We start from the raw sequence: 20,699 nt of genomic DNA on the forward strand, positions 1-20,699 counted from the left end.
CCCGAAATAGAAGAAGTCATGAAAAAACAACTAAAAGATATGAGAACCCTTTTCCTCCTTAGTGCCTGCCTCCTAATGGCAGCCTGCACAGGACGCTCTTCCCAAGCAAGCAACGATGACGAAGCAAAACCGGTGATTACCGTCACCCTGGAACCGCAACGTTATTTCACGGAAGCTATTGCCGGAGATAAATTTAAAGTAGTCAGCATGGTCCCCAAAGGTTCCAGCCCGGAAACCTATGATCCTGTCCCCCAACAACTTGTTTCTCTGGGAGACAGCAAAGCTTATTTCCGCATCGGATACATCGGCTTCGAACAGACCTGGATGGATCGTTTAATGAACAATACCCCCCATATCCAAGTGTTCGACACCTCCAAAGGGATCGACCTCATACTCAACAATGATGATCACGACCACACCCACGGACATAACAGCCACGACGGACATATCCACGCCGTAGAGCCGCACGTATGGAATTCCACCGGTAATGCTTTAATCATTGCAGGAAACACCTACAAAGCCCTTAGCCAACTGGATAAGGCAAATGAAGTATACTACAGAAACCGTTACGATTCGCTCTGCCAGCGCATCCAGCACACCGACAGCCTGATTCGCCGTCAACTCTCCGTTCCCGAAGCAGCCAAAGCCTTCATGATTTATCATCCGGCCCTCTCCTACTTCGCCCGCGACTACGGATTGCATCAGATTTCCATCGAAGAAGGAGGCAAAGAGCCTTCCCCCGCCCATCTGAAAGCCTTGATAGACCTGTGTCAGGCAGAAGATGTACGCGTTATCTTTGTGCAACCGGAATTTGACAAACGCAATGCGGAAACCATCGCGCAGCAAACCGGAACGAAAGTGATCCCTATCAATCCGCTAAGTTACGACTGGGAAGAAGAAATGCTGAATGTAGCCAAAGCCCTTGCGCCACAGGCGGCAACAAAATAAACGTATAAAGAAAGAACCCATCAAGCCATTTCCAACGATGAAACCAATAATCGAAATAAAGAATCTTTCTGCCGGATATGACGGCCGCATTGTTCTTCACGATGTTAATCTAAGCATCTACGAACGGGATTTTCTAGGTATTATAGGTCCGAACGGAGGCGGCAAAACAACGCTTATAAAGTGCATCCTCGGTCTGTTGAAGCCAACGGGAGGGGAAATTATATTCCATACACCTGAAGAGACCCCTGAAGAGACTTCTGCAAAACCATCTGCCAAAAGTTCCCGGCAAAGTTCTTCCGCAAAATCCTCTCCCCTCCTCGGTTATCTGCCTCAATACAGCACCATAGACCGGAAGTTTCCTATTTCCGTGGAAGAAGTGATTCTATCCGGATTGAGCATACAAAAGTCACTCACTTCCCGATTCACTCCCGAACAGAAGGAGAAAGGCAGACAGATTATTTCCCGCATGGGGCTCGAAGGCCTCGAACACCGTTCTATCGGACAATTAAGCGGCGGACAACTGCAACGTGCCCTGTTGGGACGCGCCATCATCTCCGACCCTGCGGTATTGATTCTCGATGAGCCCAGCACGTATATCGACAAGCGTTTCGAAGCGCGTCTTTATGAGTTATTGGCTGAAATCAATAAAGGGTGTGCCATCATCCTTGTCAGCCATGATATCGGTACCGTGCTACAACAAGTAAAATCCATCGCTTGTGTCAACGAAACGCTGGATTACCATCCGGATACAGGCGTCACTACCGAATGGCTGGAAAGGAACTTCAACTGCCCTATCGAGCTATTGGGACACGGTACATTGCCTCACCGGGTTTTAGGAGAGCATCATCACCATCATTAAACATAGACTTTATATAGATATCCGGCTATCTTGTTTTAAAATGTATCTTCCCTCTCTGCTGCCTCCCGGAAGAGTGAAAGAGATAGTAAATCACCCCTTTGTTACTTAATATTTCTTACTTTCTTCCTCATTATCCTTACAAATCACTATCTTTGCGACCTCATAATTTGTTTTTAACGAATAAACTACGATAGTGCTAATGAAACAGTACAGAACCGTAAACAACCTTATGGGTTGGCTTACATTCATCATTGCGGCAACCGTCTACTGCCTGACAATAGAACCAACCGCAAGTTTCTGGGATTGCCCGGAGTTCATAACCACCGGCTATAAACTGGAAGTCGGACACCCGCCCGGCGCACCTTTCTTCATGCTGATGGCGAACCTGTTTACTCAATTTGCTTCCGACGTAACAACCGTTGCGAAAATGGTGAACTACATGAGCGCCCTGATGAGCGGTGCCTGTATCTTGTTCCTTTTCTGGAGCATCACCCATCTGGTACGCAAATTGATTATCACTGACGAAAACAATATCACCAAAGGACAGCTTATCACGATTATGGGTAGCGGACTGGTGGGTGCACTGGTCTATACGTTCAGTGACACATTCTGGTTCTCCGCTGTAGAAGGTGAAGTATATGCCTTCTCCTCCCTGTTTACCGCTGTCGTTTTCTGGTTGATTTTGAAATGGGAAGACGTGGCCGACCAGCCTCATAGCGACCGCTGGATTATCCTCATCGCCTATCTGACGGGATTAAGTATCGGTGTCCACCTGCTGAACCTGCTTTGTCTGCCCGCCATCGTATTGGTATACTACTACAAGAAAACTCCAAACGCTACTGCCAAAGGTTCGTTAATCGCTCTCTGCGGTTCAATGGTGCTCGTTGCTGCTGTGCTATACGGCATCGTACCGGGTATTGTGAAAGTAGGCGGCTGGTTTGAGCTGTTGTTTGTCAACGGACTCGGAATGTCGTTCAATTCAGGTGTAGTGGTTTACATCATCCTGCTTGCAGCCGCTCTAATCTGGGGCGTATACGAAAGCTATACCGAAAAGAGCAAAACACGCATGGCTATCTCCTTTATCCTGACGATTGCTCTACTGGGTATCCCGTTCTACGGACACGGAGCCAGCAGTATCATCATCGGTATTTTGGTGATCGCCGCACTGGGACTTTACCTCGCTCCGAGTGTACAGGCCAAGATCAAAGAGAGATGGCGTATCACCGCCCGCACCATGAACACGGCTTTGCTGTGCACCATGATGATCGTAATCGGATATTCTTCTTATGCACTGATCGTTATCCGTTCTACTGCCAACACTCCGATGGACCAGAACTCACCGGAAGATATATTCACACTGGGCGAATATCTCGGTCGTGAACAATACGGAACCCGCCCGCTTTTCTACGGTCCTGCCTTCTCTTCGAAAGTGGCACTCGATGTAAAAGACGGATATTGCATCCCGCGCCAGTCGGAAGCAGGAAGCAAGTTTGTCCGCAAGGAAAAGACTTCGCCCGACGAAAAAGACTCTTATATCGAACTTCCCGGACGTGTGGAATACGAATATGCACAGAATATGCTTTTCCCGCGTATGTACAGTTCGTCACACGCACCGCTCTACAAACAATGGGTGGACATCAAGGGATATGACGTTCCTTATGACCAGTGTGGAGAAATGGTGATGGTAAACATGCCTACCCAATGGGAAAATATCAAATTCTTCTTCTCCTACCAGTTGAACTTCATGTACTGGCGTTACTTCATGTGGAACTTTGCCGGACGGCAGAATGACATACAGGGTAGCGGAGAAATCGAGCACGGCAATTGGATCACCGGTATTCCGTTTATCGACAACCTGCTGGTAGGTAACCAGGAATTGCTTCCGCAAGATCTCAAAAACAATAAAGGTCATAATGTATTCTACTGTCTGCCGCTGATTCTCGGTTTGATCGGACTCTTCTGGCAGGCTTACCATAGCCAGCGAGGCATCCAGCAATTCTGGGTGGTATTCTTCCTGTTCTTTATGACAGGTATCGCTATCGTACTCTACCTCAACCAAACTCCTGCGCAACCCCGTGAACGAGACTATGCGTATGCCGGTTCGTTCTACGCCTTTGCTATCTGGGTAGGTATGGGAGTGGCAGGCATCATCCGTATGTTGCGGGATTATGCCAAGATGCAGGAACTTCCGGCAGCCGTTCTGGCTTCTGTGCTCTGTTTGTTCGTCCCCATCCAGATGGCGGGACAGACATGGGATGACCACGACCGCAGCGGACGCTTCGTTGCCCGCGACTTCGGACAGAACTACCTGATGACTTTGCAGGAAGAAGGCAACCCGATTATCTACACCAATGGTGATAACGATACCTTCCCATTGTGGTACAATCAGGAAACGGAAGGTTTCCGCACGGATGCCCGTACCTGTAACTTAAGTTACCTGCAAACCGACTGGTATATCGACCAGATGAAACGTCCGGCCTACGATTCTCCGTCACTCCCTATCACTTGGGACCGTGTGGAATACGTGGAAGGACAAAACGAATATATCTCTATCCGTCCGGAAATGAAGGCTCTTATCGACAGCTATTTCAAACAGGCAAACGAATTGGCTGCACAGGGAGACACTACCATATTGTCGCTCGTTCACTCCATCTTCGGTGAGAATCCTTATGAACTGAAGGAAATCATCAACCGCTGGATGCTTGGCAAGAACGACCAATTGAAAGAACTTCTCAAGAAGACAGGAAAAGAGATACAACTTCCGCTCATCCCTACGGACAGCATCGTCATGAAGATAGATAAGGAAGCCGTACGCCGCTCCGGCATGAAAATACCGGAAGCTCTGGGCGACTCTATCCCCGAATACATGACAATCACCCTTAGAGACGCCAACGGCAACCCGAAACGCGCCCTCTACAAGAGTGAGCTGATGATGCTCGAAATGCTTGCCAACGCTAACTGGGAACGTCCTATCTATATGGCAATCACCGTAGGAAGCGAAAACCATCTGGGCATGGGCAACCACTTCACACAGGAGGGTCTCGCCTACCGCTTCACTCCGTTCGATACGGACAAACTGGACAGCAAGATCGACAGTGAAAAGATGTACGACAACCTGATGAACAAGTTCAAGTTCGGCGGTATCGACAAGCCGGGTATCTACATCGACGAGAACGTGATGCGTATGTGCTACACGCACCGCCGTATCTTCACGCAGCTCGTAGGACAGCTTATCAAAGAAGGTAAGAAGGACAAGGCACTCGCTGCACTCGATTACGCCGAAAAGATGATTCCGGCAATCAACGTACCGTATGACTGGGCAAATGGCGCCTTCCAAATGGCAGAGTCTTATTATCAACTGGGACAGAACGAGAAAGCCAACAAGATTATCGACGAGCTTGCCAACAAGTCGCTCGAATACATGATCTGGTATCTTAGCCTGAACGATAACCAGCTTGCCATTGCCAGCGAAAACTTCGTGTACAACGCCAGTTTGCTTGACGCCGAAGTCCGCCTAATGGAAAAATACAAATCAGAAGAACTCGCAAAACATTACTCTACGCAACTCGATCAGCTATACAACGAGTACGTGACGAGAATGAAAGGGAAATAATTTAGGTATGAAGTAATAAGTATTAAGTATTAACGTAGCTTCCGGCATGTTTTCCGTAAGGTATAATACTTAATACTTATTTCCTAATACTTCAAAACACAGACTCTCATGTTTATAGAACAACCACCTTGGCTTTTCCGGGCGTTGTATCCACAAGCTATCTTCCGGATGGACCCGAATGAGCGGGCAGTCTATCTGACTTTCGACGACGGCCCCATCCCCGAAGTAACTCCCTGGGTACTGGAAATACTGGAAAAGCATCATATTAAAGCTACCTTTTTCATGGTAGGCGACAATATACGCAAACACCCGGATGAATACCGGATGGTGGTAGAGCACGGACACCGCATCGGTAACCATACTTTCAACCACATCCGTGGATTTGAATATTCCAATCCGGATTACCTGGCAAATGCCAGAAAGGTAGATGATATTATTCATTCCGATCTCTTCCGTCCACCACACGGACACATGGGATTCAGGCAGTATTATACGTTGCGCTATCATTACCGCATCATTATGTGGGATCTCGTGACCCGCGATTACAGTAAGCGGATGCGCCCGGAACAAGTGCTGAACAACGTGAAACGCTATGCACGAAACGGTTCTATCATCACTTTCCACGATTCGCTGAAGTCATGGAATAACGGTAACCTGCAATACGCACTTCCCCGTGCCATCGAGTTCCTGAAAGAGGAAGGTTATGAATTCAAGGTGTTATAATCTTTGAAAAAACAGAAACTTCGAAAAGAGCAGAGCTTCCTGATAAGAAAGAAAAGGTTTCTGATGAATAAAAAAGCTCCCTGATAAGAAAAAAAATATAAGCCGAGGTATTATGCCCCGGCTTTTGTAGTTTAAAGCCCGTTTCGTGCCCAAAATTGAAAGATCCCTCCTCTTTCTTACAAGATGCCAGTGCAACCGCATTTCGCCTGGTAAAGGGCAAAAAGAGGGCAAAACAACCTGCATTCAAAAAGTTTCTGATTCACATTACCATTTCCAACCGTATTTTTTTATACATTTGCAACGGTCTCTTCCGCAGAAAGCCTCCGGGTGGCGAGGGAGAGACGTTTATATTGAGAAGACGTTTACAAGCGTTTGTCATTTGTGTTCAGAACTTCGCAAACTTTGACCTATCGGAATGACTAACAGCAACAAAGACGTCCTCCTGATGTGTATTTATATACATCCGTGCCTCACTTTGGAAAACAAAGGGAGGCTACGGGTGTTGTACATATCGGCGTGGGCTTTCTGCGTTGTTCGTTCCCGATAGTTGGCATTGCGAAGGCCTTGAACACGGAACGGACGAAGGTGAGAGATTCCCACGTATTCTATGCTAATATCCTAATCTCTTATTCCGTTTAACAATAAATTAACTTCTCGTTCTTTTTCCTTTCTATAACTTCTCGTTCTTCATAATATTTGTATGTATTTTGATCATATGGTACTTTCTTCCTGACTAATGCCACTATGATTCTTATGAGTTTGTTCTTGACATTATTTAAAGCCACTTGAGGCTTCTTTCCCTTACTAATCAGTCTTTGATAGTAATCTCTAATTTCGGGATTATATATTTTGGCTATATGAGCTGCTTGTCCTAATAATGATTTAATAAGTTTATTGGCGAAATGGCTTGTATGAGCAGGTGTATTTACACTCGTTCCGGATTGTTTACCAAAGGGGGCAACTCCATAATAGCATGCAATCTTTCTTGGGTCATATCCGAATTTTTTGAAGTTGTTTGTGTAGACCAACATACAGGTTGCGTTTTGCCTGGCTACGCCTTTTATTGAGGTTATAATAGCATAATTTTCTTTCAGTTCCTCATCCGCCTCTATTATGCTATCAATGGCCTTATCGCATTCGGCAATTGTTTTGTTTATCTCCGCAATAAGGTGTTTGCTCTTGCGGTTGATGAAGGATATTGCTTTTGACTTGTTTGATTGTGATTTGTCCTCTTTTCGTAATTCCATTGCCACTCTTTGCCCAACTAGCTTATGCCTATAGAGGAAAATCTCCCTTAGTTGCGCAAGGGATTCATTCAATGGTTCAAAGGGTACAACCTTGTCCTGTTGCCTCCATGCGTATTCAGCAATGATTGCTGAGTCCGCCTTATCGTTTTTCACACGCTGGATACCACTGCTATGTTTTATGGCGTAAGCGTTCTCAATCCATATGTCATAGCCTTTTCCGTAAAGCCATTTGCTCAGTCCTATACTACATGAACCTGTGTCTTCTCCACAGAATAGCCATTCCTCAGCAATTGTATTCCAAGCGTTTGTTTTAACCCAATTACATAACTTGCGGTAGCCCGTAGTGTTATTTGGGAAACACCCATACTCACGGGAGCCTATTTCGTTCATTCCACATGCGAGAATTATCGTCGCGTCAAGTTTCTCCTTTGAAAAATCAATTCCAATAAATAATTTTTTCATATTTTTGCTGTACTTTTCTAAGACTGGTAAAAGCTGTTTGAACTCTAAACTCTAAATAGGCTCGCAACCTTGATATTCTATCGGAGCTTTGCAGCTTGGCGGAGAGAGGCCGTTACGTGGGCTAGCCTCAAGTGCTTTCTCTTTTATGGTGTCCTCTTCCCGCCTATCAGTCTTTATCTTAATACAACAAAGATAATAAGACTGATATTTTCCTGATAAGATGCGGAGGTAATTATTCGTCTCGCTTGACTTTTTTAAAATAAATTTCCGACCTCTTATCTATTAACTGCAAACTTAGAGCCTTTTCTATATATTCCTGTCAACAATAGATTGAATTGTCCGCCCAACGGGAGTCTGGGGGACACACATAAGCAGAATAGGCACATGATTCATGCGGGACAACTTATTGAACGCACGCTTCACGAACAGGGACGCACCGTCACCTGGTTCGCTACCCAATTATGCTGCACACGCCCCAATGTTTACAAGATATTCCGGAAAGAGAATATCGACATCCACCTGCTCTGGCGCATCTCCTGCATCCTCGGCCATGATTTTTTCCGCGATCTTTCCGACAGCATCAATACCGGAAACTTCCCCAGTGTATCCAAATAGGATACAATTCCGTATCGTTCTTGGAACTATGCTTTCACCCGGTAGTATACTCCTTTCGCATACCTTTGCAGGCATATTAACATATAATCACAAAAGGACATGAAAACGAAAAAACTATTTCTGATTATTGCTCTGGTTGTCAGTTGTGCCGTCGGAGCCCATGCGCAAAAGACGGTCTTCAAGTTTCGTGATGCACAGGCACGTGCAGGCGATGCAGTTACTGAAGTTTGTGTCAAACCCACAGTTGTCGAGGTGAAAATACTGGAAGATAAGGGACGAATCAAGGATGAATGGACACTAAGCAAAGAGGAAGTGGAGATCGCCATGAAAGGAGAACTTGACAACATCCGTGCATGGGGGACGTATCTGTCCACCATCAAATACAACTGCGATGTCATCATGGGAGCCACTTTCAAGTGGAAGATAATGAAAAAACAGGGGGATACACGGTTACAGTAGTAGGTTATCCCGGCATCTTTGTCAACTGGCATCCTGCCACCCAGGACGATTATGAATGGATACGTCTGCAGAAGTTATCACCCACGGATGGAAAAAGCCAGATAGCACCTGTCGTTAAGAATAAGAATTAATCACTAAAACATAAATAACAATGAAAAAAGTACTATCAATGATTGCCGCACTCTTATTGTGCGTAGGAACTCAAGCGCAAATCGTATCATCCAGAAGTGCAATCGTCAAAACAGAGAAGCAAGCCAGCAGCACACAATGGTTCTTGCGTGCAGGTTTGAATATCATGAACTTCTCCGGTGACGGAGCCGAAGGAGCTGACTCAAACATCGGATATAACGCAACATTTGGCTACCAGAAGCCTTTAGGCAGCACAGGAGGATACTGGGGAATGGAATTTGGACTCGGCTCCCGTGGTTTCAAAGTGGAAGACACGAAGTGCATGGCTCATAATATACAATACTCTCCGTTCACATTCGGATGGAAATTTGCAGTGGCGGACAATGTTCATATCGACCCGCATGTAGGAGTCTTTGCCAGCTACGATTACACGAGCAAAATGAAAGCAGACGGAGAGAGCATCAGTTGGGGAGATTACGCAGATTACATGGAAGTTGACTACAATCATTTCGATGCCGGTATGAATATCGGTGTAGGAGTCTGGTACGACCGTTTCAACCTGGATCTCACCTATCAACGCGGATTCATAGATACATTCAGCGATGCCGACGGATTCAAGACCAGTAACTTTATGATTCGTCTGGGTATTGCCTTCTAAGGACAACCAAACCTCAATAAACCATATTATTTATTCAGCGTCCACGATCTTTTCTCTTCGCAAAAAGGGCCGTGGATGCTGTTTTCTTAAAAATAACGGAATATGATGACCAAACGACAATTTCTGGCAATCATGTATCTGCTGACGGGAGTTATCCCGCTGATAGCACAGACTTTCACCGAACAGAAAAAGAGCTATCCCATCAGTGCAGACGGCAATAAATATGTGGTCAGCGGATTTACCCCTTTCAGCAGCATGCAAGACGAGAACATCTACGCTAATGCACTGTTATGGACCATCAAAAATGTCTGTCCGCAGCTACGGGAAGGGATCACAGAGGTAAACGTACCGGCTAAAAACTTCAGTTGCGATCTGATACTTGCCTCGCAAGCAGATTCAAATCAGAAGAATACTTACTATTGCAAAGCCCTGTTTCAAGTAAAAGACGGCAAGTTGGTCTACTATCTTTCCAATATACGGATAGAATCATCAGCAGTGATAATGAAGAAAATCACTCCCATGGAGAAGTTGCAACCGGACAAGAAAGCATCTCACAAAGAAATCATGGATGACTTCGTACAGGTGGAATCGCAAGTATTAAATAAAATGTTCGACTTCATCGTAATGAAGCAACTTTCACCAATCACTCACTGGAATGAAATCAGCATCAACAAGCCGGTGAAAGGCATGACGGAAGATGAATGTCTGCTGGCTTTCGGCAAACCGCAGACTATTCAAGAATCAAATGGAGAAGTGCAATGGATGTATTCCAGCTCGTTCTACCTGTTCTTCAAGAATGGACATGTGGAAACGATTATCAAATAAACCCATAAAACAAATCATCTCAAAATCAAACAATTAAAACAATTTATTATGAAAACAATCTGGAAAGCAACTGTTTGCATAGTTGCAGTATTACTGTCATTCAGCATTTATTCCTGTGGCGATGACGACGATGACACTGTCGGTTCACGCGATTTACTGTTAGGAACATGGAATGGAGTGTACTATCTTTCACAAGAATGGGAAGATGGTGAAAAAGTAAGTGACTCTAAAGAAGATTTTGTAAATGGAACCAATCGTTACTCCATAGAGTTCAAGGAAGATGGTACTTATGTCGAGAAAGACGTTTATAACTCTTCCGGAAGTACTAATTATTATCATGGTACATGGAGTTACTCCGGCAATAAGCTGACTCTCATCGACACTGAAGAAGATAATTACACAGAAGTGTGGACAGTGACCACAATGACTGATAATGAATTAATCTATGAACTTCGTGAAAAAGAGAAAGAAGACGGAACGACATACGAATATTACGAACAACACGCTTTTAAGAGATAGCTCAAAAACATTGTAACACAAAAATTTCTTTCTTCTTTAGAAAGACAAGATTAGGCAAAAGTTTCTTTTTATCAAAGAAACTTTTGCCTAATCTATTGAAAAAGACGCATGATATTCAATAACAAATCACTCACTCCGTGACTAAAAAGAAATTAAAGAAGGTATTTCGACATACCCCGACAATCCTCTTTTTGTGATCGTATAAGCAATTTAGCGCATTAATATGCCACCGCCAGCGGAGTACGCAATTTCTGCGCATATTCAGCCATGTATTTATTCCAGGCATCCGGAGTCTTGATAGCCGCCTTATCCCAGGCAGATCCCCAGTAATAAGTATATTCAGCACCCGGCTCATATTCGCTGATAGCCAGCACATGACCGTCGGCTCCGCCACGATCTTTCTTTTCCTTTTCGGAAAGAAGAACCACTTTCGCCTCTTTTACCTGTGCAGGGAACGCAGCACCGACAAATATCTTACCGTTTGCACCGCTACGGTCAGTTGTAGGATCTACGTAAGTGATATAGCCATTTGCAGCGTCTGCCACCACCGCACCGTCCGGTTCACGCAACACAAGTCCCGTAGTTACCGGCATTGCTTCTTTCAAATTGGTATATGAAACAACTGTTTTATTGAGATAAGAACCTGCATCCAAGGAGATGACGCGTGTTTCCACCACGTTAGAATCTCCACGGACCACCAGCGGATTAAACTCCAGCTTCACCGTGAAACGCAGCGGACCATTATCAAGGATTTCCTGTGTGCGATAGCAGTAAGGATAGATAATAGTGTCACCTGCCATCAAAGCGGCAACGCCGGCACCCAATGTGGGTCCTACGGCATAGCAATCCATACCGTATCCATGGTCGATATGGTAAGAGATGGCATTCTGCAATTCGGAAGCGGCTTTCGGGTCTGTCTTTTTCAGTTCGGCTATCTTGGCACGCTTTTCAGGATTGAGCTCTTCAGCATACAGAGATTCCAAAATCGGCTCCGTAGTGTTATACTTCGTAAAAAGATCGTAGCCGAAACCACGTTCTCCACGAGCCTGCAAAGCAGGACCATAAGCACGGAATCCGCCAAGATCATTCTCCCAGGCAACGTCGTCCAGACGTTCGGGGTAGTATTTACCGCAAGCAATGACATCAAAAGGTGCAGGTGTGCCCGGTTGAATGGTATAAGTAACCGCACTGTTTGCCCCTACCGTAACGGGGAAGACCACCTTCTCATCATACGTCACCTGATAAGGCACTTGCTGACCGTCGACGTCAAGCACCACAATTTGTGCCGTATCCGCCAGTTTCAATTTAGCGACCACATCGCTCATCGGCACTTCAACCATCTCCCCTGCCCGTTCAAGAGCCAAAGGATTGGTCACTGTGACTGTCATTGACTGCTTGCTGTCGGCACAGGAAGCAAAACCGATCAAGGCTACAGCAAACAGAATTAATATCTTTCTCATAATTAGTCTACATTGAATAAATAACATATACTTTGTAAATTAGAGGCTATTATATCCTGCAAAGGGAATAATAAAAAATAAGGTGACAGATGAAAAGAGGATGCTCTTTGCCATTCTATCACCTTACCGGAATCTCTTCTATCTTATATTATTTCGGTTGTTTTCCGATATAAGCAAGAATACCACCATCTACGTAGAGAATGTGACCGTTAACAGCGTTAGAAGCTTCAGAAGCAAGGAACACGGCAGGACCTGTCAGTTCTTCCGGATTCAACCAACGACCGGCAGGAGTCTTAGCGCAGATGAATGAATCGAATGGGTGACGGCTTCCGTCTGCCTGCGGCTCACGAAGAGGAGCAGTTTGCGGAGTAGCGATGTAACCCGGACCGATACCATTACACTGGATGTTGTATTCACCATATTCAGAACAGATATTGCGAGTCAGCATCTTCAAACCACCTTTAGCAGCAGCGTAAGCAGATACAGTTTCACGACCCAGTTCGGACATCATAGAACAGATGTTGATGATCTTACCTGCACGTTTTTCCATCATAGCCGGCAAAACAGCCTTAGCAACGATGAACGGAGCATTCAAGTCGATGTCGATTACACGACGGAAATCAGCAGCATCCATCTCGTGCATAGGAACACGACGGATAATACCTGCGTTATTTACAAGGATATCAATTGTACCTACTTCTTTCGCAATCGTAGCAACCATCGCCTGAACAGCCGGTTCGTCTGTCACGTCGCATACGTAACCGTGAGCTTTGATACCTTTTTCAGCATAAGCAGCCATACCTTTGTCTACCAACTCTTGATTGATGTCGTTAAAACAAATTTTAGCGCCTTGTTCTGCAAATGCAGAAGCAATAGCAAATCCGATACCATAAGAAGCACCTGTAACGAGAGCTACTTTACCTTCCAAAGAAAAATTCAAAAACTGATTCATAATTCTTTTTGTTATTAAATTAGGAAAATTATTGTAGTTGTTATTTCAAATCCGTAATCAACGAGAAGTCCTGATCGCCGTAGTCGAGGTTCTCGCCACCCATTCCCCAGATAAAGGTATAGTTGTGGGTAGCAGCAGCCGAGTGGATTGACCATTCGGGCGAAAGAACGGCCTGATCGCCTTTCATCCATACGTGACGCGTCTCGCCTACCTCACCCATGAAGTGGCAGATAGCATGATCTTCGGGGATCTCGAAATAGAAGTAGGCTTCCATACGACGGCTGTGTACGTGTGCCGGCATTGTGTTCCACACACTTCCCGGAGCGAGTTCCGTCATACCCATCTGCAACTGGCAGGTAGGCAACACCTGATTCACCAACATCTTATTGATGTTGCGGTGATTGGAACCTTCCAAAGAGCCCATTTCAGCTACCACGGCATCGGCTTTCGTCACCTTACGGTCGGGATAGTTGCGGTGTGCAGTCAGTGAGTTGAAGTAGAATTTAGCAGGATGGGCAGCGTCTTTGCTTTCGAAAGTCACTTCGCGATCGCCCGAACCCAGATAAAGAGCTTCTTTATAGTCCAGCTCGAACTCTGCGTCACCAGCTTTCACAATACCGGGACCGCCGACATTGTAGATACCCATTTCGCGACGGGTGAGGAAGAACGGAGCTTTCAGCGGATCAATCGCTTCGAGCGTCAGCACCTCTCCTACCGGAAGCGCACCACCTACCACCATACGGTCGTACATGGAATATACCATATTTACTTCATTGGGGACAAATATGTTTTCGATTAAGAAATCTCTGCGGATTCTTGTTGTATCATAACTTTTTGCATCTTCCGGATGCGCAGCATAGCGAATTTCATAGTTCGTTTTCATACCTTATTTATTTATAGTTATTGAATAAGTTCTCTTTCTACGTGCACTTCGTTTACGTACACGATGCAAAAATAGCAAAAGAAAACGGGTTTACCTTGCAATTTTGTTCCAATTATCCACCAAAAATGTCCAGAATCTGTGCAATGTACACTTTTTTAACGAACTATAATACGTTTTGGGAGAGATTTCTACTTAATGCAGCCAAAAGCTTCCATTAAAATAAGATCAGCTATTGACTTTCCTCTTTTTATTTTGTATCTTTGAGGAACAGAAAAAGAAAAAGCAATATGAGTTATATAAAAATCAAGACATAATAACACATTATCAAAACATATATTTCCATATATGGAAGAACCGAATGGGAGAAAATCAGCACTGATTTTCTCCCATTTTGTATATATAAATCCCAAACATTCCAATAATTTCCTGAAAATAGTTTTTAATAAACCCAGATACCGTTCTTAATAAACTCCCCCACTATTTATTAAAAACGATATTCGGATTTATTATAGAACTGTAAATATATTATCGCTAACAATATAGAAGTCTATTCAAATATGAGTAAGGCAAACATCGAAACAGTCAATATTACGTACAAATAAGCTATAATAAATTTCTTACATCCTAATAAAGAGATACTTCTTCAAGGCATTTTTCTCGACTTCGGCAACCAAAATATAGAAATCATCGTGTTGTTGTTCCGTATGTGAACGTTCTAATGACTCAAGAAGTGACTTTGCATCCACAAAAAAAAGAAAAAGCCCCGAAAGATATTCTCTTTCAGGGCTTTTCTTCGTTGGACTACCAAGATTCGAACTTGGACAAACAGAACCAAAACCTGTTGTGCTACCATTACACCATAGTCCAAACTTATGTGCTTTCTGTTAAAAAGCGGTGCAAAGATAGAGGTTTGCAAGCAAACCTCCAAATATTTCGTTCACTTTTTTATATTCTATCGAGTGAATCGTGCATTATTACTTTGCAATCAGCAGATAATAGTTCTTTTTACCACGCTGAACAAGCAGATATTTCTCATCGAGCAGGTCAGCAGTCGTAATTACCTGATCAAAGACTGCCAGCTTCTCCTTATTCAACGAAACGCCACCGCCCTGAACCAACTTACGCATTTCACCTTTCGACGCAAATACGGCCGCATTATCAACGAATAGATCAACAGCCTTCACTCCTTCTGCCAATGCATCACGGGAAATCTCAAATTGAGGCACTCCTTCGAATACAGCAAGCAGCGTATCTTCATCCAGTTTGCGCAGAGCTTCCGAAGTCGCATTACCGAATAAAATGTTCGATGCGTCTACTGCTGCGTTATAATCATCTTCAGAATGAACCATCACAGTCACTTCCTTAGCCAGACGTTTCTGGAGGAGACGCAAGTGCGGAGCTTCCTGATGTTCGGCAATCAATGATTCAATTTCTTCTTTCTCGATAGAAGTGAAGATTTTAATATAACGTTCGGCATCGGAGTCGCTTACATTCAACCAGAACTGATAGAACTTGTATGGTGAAGTATAGCGAGGGTCCAGCCAGATATTTCCGGATTCTGTTTTACCAAACTTACCACCATCAGCCTTTGTAATCAGCGGGCAAGTCAACGCGAATACCTCTCCCCCATTGGTACGGCGGATCAATTCGGCACCGGTAGTGATGTTTCCCCACTGGTCGGAACCACCCATTTGGAGTTTACAACCCTTTGTTTCATACAAATGAAGAAAGTCATATCCTTGAAGCAATTGGTAAGTGAACTCGGTAAATGACAATCCATCACGCGCTTCACCATTCAGACGACGTTTCACAGAGTCTTTCGCCATCATATAGTTTACAGTGATGTGCTTACCTACTTCGCGAACAAAATCGAGGAAAGTGAAGTCTTTCATCCAGTCGTAATTGTTCACCAGCTCGGCACGGTTAGGTACATCCGACTCGAAGTCGAGGAATTTGGCAAGCTGATTCTTGATACATGCCTGATTGTGACGCAATGTCTCTTCGTCCAGCAGGTTACGTTCTGCCGATTTACCGGAAGGGTCACCAATCATACCTGTAGCGCCGCCGATCAGTGCCAACGGCTTATGACCGCAGCGTTGGAAATGACGAAGGATCATCACTCCACAAAGGTGACCAATGTGTAGCGAATCGGCAGTCGGGTCGATACCCAAGTAGGCAGTCACCTGCTCTTTGCTTAACAACTCTTCTGTTCCCGGCATGATGTCCTGCAACATGCCACGCCATCTCAATTCTTCTACAAAATTCATCGTATTACTCTTTAATTATTTGGTTTTTATTGTATTTCAATTCCATGTGCGACAAAAGTACGACTCTTTCTCGGAAGATACAACTCTTACGCCTTAAAAAAGACATTTTGGATATTCCGGCGAATCACCTCACGCAACGCTTCCACTTCTACCCCACGCACCCTGGCTGCCCGACACAGGATATCTTCAATATCAAGCAAACTGTCATCCGTTTCCAAAAACAGGCGTTCATCGGGGACTATCTGCATCGTTTCATCGGGATAATATTCTCCAAAAGAAAGATAAAACCCTTTCTTCAACAACTGTACTGCCTGCTCCGGTTTTCCACGAAAGCCATGCCATATCCAAGGTTGTTGGGGACGAGATTCTTTTTTCACGGCCAGCAGTTCTTCCATTGCTTTCACGCAGTGGATAATCAACGGCAAACCGAGCTTTTCCGACAACTTTACCTGTTCCTTAAACACCGCTAACTGAAGCTCCATCGAAGCTTCCGCCAATTTATCCAGCCCCGCCTCTCCTACAGCTACAAACTGTTTTCCCTGCAACTGCTGTTGAAGAAAGCTCAATTGCTGACTGACATTACTCTCTCTCACCTCCCAAGGATGAATACCGATAGAATAATAAGATCCTCTACCCACAGTCACTTCCACATTCTCTGCCAGAGGCATATACGATGGAGAGTCCGCCAATAACGGATAATTGATGATAGATTTCCCTAGAGAATCAACTTCCTGTTTATGAGTATGGATATCTAAAATATCAGTCACATTCTTTTTCATTTCCTATTTCTCATTTCAGTTGTTTCAAGGCACGGGATCATAACCGGAACCACCCCAGGGATGGCATCGCAGAATACGCCGCACAGCAAGATAAAGCCCCTTTATAGGACCGTGTTTCTTAATTGCTTCGAGCGCATACGCTGAGCAAGTAGGCGTGAACCGACAAGAGGGAGGAGTAAGGGGTGAAATACAAATCCGGTAAAAATAGATGGGAACAAGCAGGAAGAAGGAAAATACCTTTCTCAAAATTCCCGTAACGAATACCCATGCGGTAGATATCCGGGAGTTATGAGGTTTCATGAGAATAGTTTTTCAGAGATGCGTGCAAGCGCTATTTTCATTTTCTCTTCCAGCTCGGCAGTAGCAACAAGCTCGTCCGACAGATAGATAAAGGCAACGGCTAACCGTTGCTCCCGGCGTTGCAGTTCGTCCACCAGAAGAGACTTGTTCTTCCGGTAGGCTTCACGTATCTGGCGTTTCACCCGGTTACGTTTCACCGCCCGTTTAAAACGGCGTTTCGATACACTGATTAATATAGAAGCAGGAGCCTCTCCCTGCTCGACAGGCATATATACAACGCGTATCGGAAAGATGGAAAACGATTTAGAAGCACCGCCTTCAAACATCTTTCCGATCAAAATTTTACTATTCAGCCTTTCGGCTTTACACAAAGTATATATACCCACTCTGTTTATTTATTGTTTTCCTTGATAAACATGTCAAGTGCGGCAGTCATTGACGGAGCCTGCACCGTAGGAGCCTCAAGATCCAGACGGAGACCTGCGTCACGTACAGCCTGTGCGGTAGTAGATCCGAACGTTCCGATCTTAATCTCTTTCTGATTAAAATCCGGGAAGTTTTTCTTCAAAGAAGTCACTCCGGCAGGGCTGAAGAACACTAACATATCGTAATCAAACTCCTCGTCCGGTGTAAAGTCGTTGCTCACCGTGCGATACATCACAGCTTCCGTATGCTGAATGCCGTTCTTGTCGAGCAGGTTTTTCACATCGTCATTATGTACGTCTGACATCGGAACGAGATACTTCTCCGTTTTATGCTTCACGATGGAAGGAATCAGGTCTTCAATCTTTCCGGTAGCCCCAAAGAAGATCTTACGCTTACGATATTGCACATATTTCTGAATATACAATGCAACAGCTTCCGTCACACAGAAATACTTCATTGTCTCGGGAATTGTCACACGCAATTCAGTACACAAAGTGAAAAAATGGTCAATAGCATGGCGCGAAGTGAATATTACGGCAGTGTGGTCGAGAATCGAAATTTTCTGTTGCCGAAATTCTTTCGCCGAAAGACTTTCAACCTTAATGAAGGGTCGGAAATCTATTTTAACGCCATACTTCTCAGCTATGTCGTAATAGGGAGATTTCTCTGACGCAGGCTTAGGCTGCGACACTAGTACTTTTTTAATTTTCAACGTCCTAAAATTTTATTAGCAGAATATTGTTCATTTGAATCATACCCTGATACAGTAAAAGACAAGGTACTATTTCAAGAGCGCAAAAGTACAAAATTAATAGGAAAAGCCCGCTAAATTGATGAAAAAAAAGCTTTATCCACTTATAAAACATCAATATTTTAGTGAAAATTAAAATAATAGACCCGATTATAACCAAATTCGTTAGACTCAAATCAAAATAAACCAAGAAAAGAACGAACGGAAAAAGGGCAAATCCGACATAATATATGAGCGCAGAATACGATTCCAGCCATATATTTGTCTTATTTTTATCAAAAAAAGTCCACCCCAGAAACATATAAAGCAACCATTTCAGTAAGAAATAAGCGAGGCAAAAACCAACGTAAATACCCAGCAAAAGGAGGGAGGATACATGATCCATCAGAGCGGGAGATGTATCATGAAAATAATTAAAAAATGTGATGCCCGACAAGACACAGATCTGCAATACAAGCACAAGGAGATAACGCACATCGGCCGCCGTAGAGCTATCAAAAATGCTCGTCCGTTCGCGATGCAACACAAAGTCTTTCACCTGTTGGGAGAGAAATTTCTTTCCGCGTGCCAAGGCAATGGAGGAAAGAAAGAAGCAAGCCAGTAATGTCAGTGCAATAGCATCGTCCGTACGAGGAGAGTAGGAGATAGGGGTTCCTTCAAAGCCGGAATCAACCTCTTGTACAGCATGAAGATCGGCCAACTGCAGGCTATCAATGTCTGCCTTTGCCGGACTAATCTGTTTCTGCTGGAGAAGAGACAAGGTATCCGCGTTCTGGGAACTTAGTGTGTCGCCTATCATATCGCTGCAAATTTACGAATGGAAATATCCCATACAGGAGTCTCATAAAGGAGCTGAACCGCTTCTTCCGGCGTCTGTGCCACTTTCCATATATCACCGTGTTGGCGTCGCATAAAGTTCTCATCGATTGCCTTTTCAAGCATTTCGAGCAATGGATCGAAAAATCCGTTTGTATTGAGGATTATAATCGGATTGAGATACAACCCCAACTGTTTCCAAGTGATAATTTCCAGCAATTCTTCAAGGGTACCGCATCCACCCGGCAAAGCGATGATACCATCACTCAAATTGGCCATCTTCTGTTTGCGTTCATGCATGGATTCTACCTCGATCAGCTCTGTCAGTCCAGTATGATGCCAGTTTTGTTCCACCATGAAGCGGGGAATCACTCCGGTCACTTCACCGCCGTTTTTCAACACAGCATCTGCCACAGAACACATCAGACCAATACTCCCGGCTCCGTTTATCAAACGGATACGGTGTTCGGCAAGCAGACGGCCGAGAGTCTCGGCTGCTTGAAAGTAAACAGCATCTATCTTGGTACTGGAAGCGCTATATACGCATACGGAATTTATCTGATTCATCTTCATCACTATCCATTATTATATCAAGGAGGCAAAATTACGAAAAAATTCCGTTATTCATATTCAACTTAATCAGAGATCATTTTTATCTCCACATTTATCTATCTTCATAAAAAAAATCTTGGACTTCTAAAAATAAGAAGTCCAAGAGCTTTTCTCACAGAGAATACATCTATCACAGATTTCTCATCTACTAACAGGTGTATCACATTGTTGCTGAATAAACTTCATTATCTGAACCATAAAATCGTTCAAATACCCTACCAGTAGTAATCCAGCACACAATTAAAAAGTGATTTTAATTTTACGTTTCAATATACCTTAATGGGCCTTTCACAAGGCTTATTAAGCCCACGAATAAAAGTTAACCGATTCTTTCCCCTTTCGGTCATCTAAATCGTCATTTCAGCAATGTGCCATATATTTCAGCAGCGGGGCTTC

The 20,699-nt window shown here is 44.3% G+C and carries 19 protein-coding genes, 1 tRNA gene and 1 pseudogene; 9 read left to right on the forward strand and 12 right to left on the reverse strand.

The window, feature by feature from the left end; translation table 11 throughout:
- Positions 1 to 18: 18 nt before the first annotated feature.
- The 4 genes from CJF29_RS23430 to CJF29_RS23445 all read left to right on the forward strand — a co-directional run bounded on the left by CJF29_RS23430 (position 19) and on the right by CJF29_RS23445 (position 6,143).
- Positions 19 to 948 carry a metal ABC transporter solute-binding protein, Zn/Mn family gene (locus CJF29_RS23430; protein ID WP_099146103.1) on the forward strand — a complete coding sequence of 310 codons (930 nt, stop codon included), beginning with the start codon at positions 19 to 21 and terminating at the stop codon, positions 946 to 948.
- 37 nt (positions 949 to 985) lie between these two features.
- Positions 986 to 1,807 carry a metal ABC transporter ATP-binding protein gene (locus CJF29_RS23435; protein WP_099146104.1) on the forward strand — a complete coding sequence of 274 codons (822 nt, stop codon included), beginning with the start codon at positions 986 to 988 and terminating at the stop codon, positions 1,805 to 1,807.
- Between the two features lie 199 nt (positions 1,808 to 2,006).
- Complete coding sequence (locus tag CJF29_RS23440) at positions 2,007 to 5,420, forward strand: DUF2723 domain-containing protein (RefSeq protein WP_074559803.1); 3,414 nt, start codon at positions 2,007 to 2,009, stop codon at positions 5,418 to 5,420.
- A gap of 108 nt (positions 5,421 to 5,528) precedes the next feature.
- Positions 5,529 to 6,143 (forward strand): polysaccharide deacetylase family protein, encoded by a 615-nt coding sequence (locus CJF29_RS23445; RefSeq protein ID WP_004296883.1) that lies wholly within the window; start codon positions 5,529 to 5,531, stop codon positions 6,141 to 6,143.
- A 635-nt stretch (positions 6,144 to 6,778) separates the two neighbouring features.
- On the opposite strand, the gene CJF29_RS23450 is transcribed toward CJF29_RS23445, so the two are convergent.
- Complete coding sequence (locus CJF29_RS23450) at positions 6,779 to 7,852, reverse strand: IS110 family transposase (RefSeq protein WP_008645115.1); 1,074 nt, start codon at positions 7,850 to 7,852, stop codon at positions 6,779 to 6,781.
- Between the two features lie 384 nt (positions 7,853 to 8,236).
- Between CJF29_RS23450 and CJF29_RS23455 the strand changes: the two genes are divergently transcribed.
- The 5 genes and pseudogenes from CJF29_RS23455 to CJF29_RS23475 all read left to right on the forward strand — a co-directional run bounded on the left by CJF29_RS23455 (position 8,237) and on the right by CJF29_RS23475 (position 11,057).
- Positions 8,237 to 8,467: a hypothetical protein gene (locus CJF29_RS23455; RefSeq protein ID WP_004296881.1), complete on the forward strand. Its 231-nt coding sequence runs from the start codon at positions 8,237 to 8,239 to the stop codon at positions 8,465 to 8,467.
- A gap of 99 nt (positions 8,468 to 8,566) precedes the next feature.
- Positions 8,567 to 9,057 (forward strand): annotated as a pseudogene (locus CJF29_RS23460) (hypothetical protein).
- Between the two features lie 20 nt (positions 9,058 to 9,077).
- Positions 9,078 to 9,713 (forward strand): outer membrane beta-barrel protein, encoded by a 636-nt coding sequence (locus tag CJF29_RS23465; RefSeq protein ID WP_004296878.1) that lies wholly within the window; start codon positions 9,078 to 9,080, stop codon positions 9,711 to 9,713.
- Between the two features lie 105 nt (positions 9,714 to 9,818).
- On the forward strand, positions 9,819 to 10,538 hold the full coding sequence (locus tag CJF29_RS23470) for a hypothetical protein (protein WP_009001383.1): 720 nt from the start codon (positions 9,819 to 9,821) through the stop codon (positions 10,536 to 10,538).
- Between the two features lie 48 nt (positions 10,539 to 10,586).
- Entirely contained in the window at positions 10,587 to 11,057 is a 471-nt protein-coding gene (locus CJF29_RS23475) for a lipocalin family protein (RefSeq protein WP_074559731.1), read from the forward strand.
- 218 nt (positions 11,058 to 11,275) lie between these two features.
- Here the strand turns inward: CJF29_RS23475 and CJF29_RS23480 are convergent, their stop codons facing one another.
- The 11 genes from CJF29_RS23480 to CJF29_RS23530 all read right to left on the reverse strand — a co-directional run bounded on the left by CJF29_RS23480 (position 11,276) and on the right by CJF29_RS23530 (position 20,258).
- Entirely contained in the window at positions 11,276 to 12,517 is a 1,242-nt protein-coding gene (locus CJF29_RS23480) for a DUF4861 domain-containing protein (RefSeq protein ID WP_074559733.1), read from the reverse strand.
- Between the two features lie 148 nt (positions 12,518 to 12,665).
- Positions 12,666 to 13,469 (reverse strand): gluconate 5-dehydrogenase, encoded by an 804-nt coding sequence (locus tag CJF29_RS23485; protein WP_099147396.1) that lies wholly within the window; start codon positions 13,467 to 13,469, stop codon positions 12,666 to 12,668.
- A gap of 40 nt (positions 13,470 to 13,509) precedes the next feature.
- Positions 13,510 to 14,352 (reverse strand): 5-dehydro-4-deoxy-D-glucuronate isomerase, encoded by an 843-nt coding sequence (gene kduI / locus CJF29_RS23490; protein WP_074559737.1) that lies wholly within the window; start codon positions 14,350 to 14,352, stop codon positions 13,510 to 13,512.
- Positions 14,353 to 15,148: 796 nt separating this feature from the next.
- Positions 15,149 to 15,219: transfer RNA gene (locus CJF29_RS23495), tRNA-Gln, on the reverse strand.
- Between the two features lie 107 nt (positions 15,220 to 15,326).
- On the reverse strand, positions 15,327 to 16,619 hold the full coding sequence (gene tyrS, locus CJF29_RS23500; protein WP_074559739.1) for a tyrosine--tRNA ligase: 1,293 nt from the start codon (positions 16,617 to 16,619) through the stop codon (positions 15,327 to 15,329).
- Positions 16,620 to 16,705: 86 nt separating this feature from the next.
- Positions 16,706 to 17,398, reverse strand: a complete 693-nt coding sequence (locus CJF29_RS23505; protein ID WP_074559741.1) for a TatD family hydrolase — start codon at positions 17,396 to 17,398, stop codon at positions 16,706 to 16,708.
- Between the two features lie 24 nt (positions 17,399 to 17,422).
- Positions 17,423 to 17,698: a membrane protein insertion efficiency factor YidD gene (yidD, locus tag CJF29_RS23510; RefSeq protein WP_004298909.1), complete on the reverse strand. Its 276-nt coding sequence runs from the start codon at positions 17,696 to 17,698 to the stop codon at positions 17,423 to 17,425.
- A complete protein-coding gene (locus tag CJF29_RS23515) occupies positions 17,695 to 18,024 on the reverse strand; it encodes a ribonuclease P protein component (protein WP_229128635.1) in 330 nt (109 codons plus the stop codon). Before CJF29_RS23515 ends, yidD begins: the two co-directional genes overlap by 4 nt.
- 65 nt (positions 18,025 to 18,089) lie before the next feature.
- On the reverse strand, positions 18,090 to 18,836 hold the full coding sequence (locus tag CJF29_RS23520) for a uroporphyrinogen-III synthase (RefSeq protein ID WP_074559743.1): 747 nt from the start codon (positions 18,834 to 18,836) through the stop codon (positions 18,090 to 18,092).
- 4 nt (positions 18,837 to 18,840) lie between these two features.
- Positions 18,841 to 19,674 carry a DUF4271 domain-containing protein gene (locus tag CJF29_RS23525; RefSeq protein WP_176553183.1) on the reverse strand — a complete coding sequence of 278 codons (834 nt, stop codon included), beginning with the start codon at positions 19,672 to 19,674 and terminating at the stop codon, positions 18,841 to 18,843.
- Positions 19,671 to 20,258 (reverse strand): TIGR00730 family Rossman fold protein, encoded by a 588-nt coding sequence (locus CJF29_RS23530; RefSeq protein WP_074559771.1) that lies wholly within the window; start codon positions 20,256 to 20,258, stop codon positions 19,671 to 19,673. The genes CJF29_RS23525 and CJF29_RS23530 overlap by 4 nt, the downstream gene beginning before the upstream one ends.
- Between the last annotated feature and the right edge of the window lie 441 nt (positions 20,259 to 20,699).

This window comes from Bacteroides celer (genome assembly GCF_002632415.2).
Lineage (GTDB): Bacteria > Bacteroidota > Bacteroidia > Bacteroidales > Bacteroidaceae > Bacteroides.

What these genes read in the sequence shown, in the direction of transcription:
- CJF29_RS23430 (WP_099146103.1), top strand. Translation starts at nt 19, where the DNA reads ATGAAAAAACAACTAAAAGATATGAGAACCCTTTTCCTCCTTAGTGCC.
- CJF29_RS23480 (WP_074559733.1), bottom strand. Translation starts at nt 12,517, where the DNA reads ATGAGAAAGATATTAATTCTGTTTGCTGTAGCCTTGATCGGTTTTGCT.
- CJF29_RS23485 (WP_099147396.1), bottom strand. Translation starts at nt 13,469, where the DNA reads ATGAATCAGTTTTTGAATTTTTCTTTGGAAGGTAAAGTAGCTCTCGTT.
- tyrS (WP_074559739.1), bottom strand. Translation starts at nt 16,619, where the DNA reads ATGAATTTTGTAGAAGAATTGAGATGGCGTGGCATGTTGCAGGACATC.
- CJF29_RS23450 (WP_008645115.1), bottom strand. Translation starts at nt 7,852, where the DNA reads ATGAAAAAATTATTTATTGGAATTGATTTTTCAAAGGAGAAACTTGAC.
- CJF29_RS23475 (WP_074559731.1), top strand. Translation starts at nt 10,587, where the DNA reads ATGAAAACAATCTGGAAAGCAACTGTTTGCATAGTTGCAGTATTACTG.
- kduI (WP_074559737.1), bottom strand. Translation starts at nt 14,352, where the DNA reads ATGAAAACGAACTATGAAATTCGCTATGCTGCGCATCCGGAAGATGCA.
- CJF29_RS23435 (WP_099146104.1), top strand. Translation starts at nt 986, where the DNA reads ATGAAACCAATAATCGAAATAAAGAATCTTTCTGCCGGATATGACGGC.
- CJF29_RS23465 (WP_004296878.1), top strand. Translation starts at nt 9,078, where the DNA reads ATGAAAAAAGTACTATCAATGATTGCCGCACTCTTATTGTGCGTAGGA.
- CJF29_RS23445 (WP_004296883.1), top strand. Translation starts at nt 5,529, where the DNA reads ATGTTTATAGAACAACCACCTTGGCTTTTCCGGGCGTTGTATCCACAA.
- CJF29_RS23515 (WP_229128635.1), bottom strand. Translation starts at nt 18,024, where the DNA reads ATGTTTGAAGGCGGTGCTTCTAAATCGTTTTCCATCTTTCCGATACGC.
- CJF29_RS23440 (WP_074559803.1), top strand. Translation starts at nt 2,007, where the DNA reads ATGAAACAGTACAGAACCGTAAACAACCTTATGGGTTGGCTTACATTC.
- yidD (WP_004298909.1), bottom strand. Translation starts at nt 17,698, where the DNA reads ATGAAACCTCATAACTCCCGGATATCTACCGCATGGGTATTCGTTACG.
- CJF29_RS23530 (WP_074559771.1), bottom strand. Translation starts at nt 20,258, where the DNA reads ATGAATCAGATAAATTCCGTATGCGTATATAGCGCTTCCAGTACCAAG.
- CJF29_RS23455 (WP_004296881.1), top strand. Translation starts at nt 8,237, where the DNA reads ATGATTCATGCGGGACAACTTATTGAACGCACGCTTCACGAACAGGGA.
- CJF29_RS23470 (WP_009001383.1), top strand. Translation starts at nt 9,819, where the DNA reads ATGACCAAACGACAATTTCTGGCAATCATGTATCTGCTGACGGGAGTT.
- CJF29_RS23505 (WP_074559741.1), bottom strand. Translation starts at nt 17,398, where the DNA reads ATGAAAAAGAATGTGACTGATATTTTAGATATCCATACTCATAAACAG.
- CJF29_RS23525 (WP_176553183.1), bottom strand. Translation starts at nt 19,674, where the DNA reads ATGATAGGCGACACACTAAGTTCCCAGAACGCGGATACCTTGTCTCTT.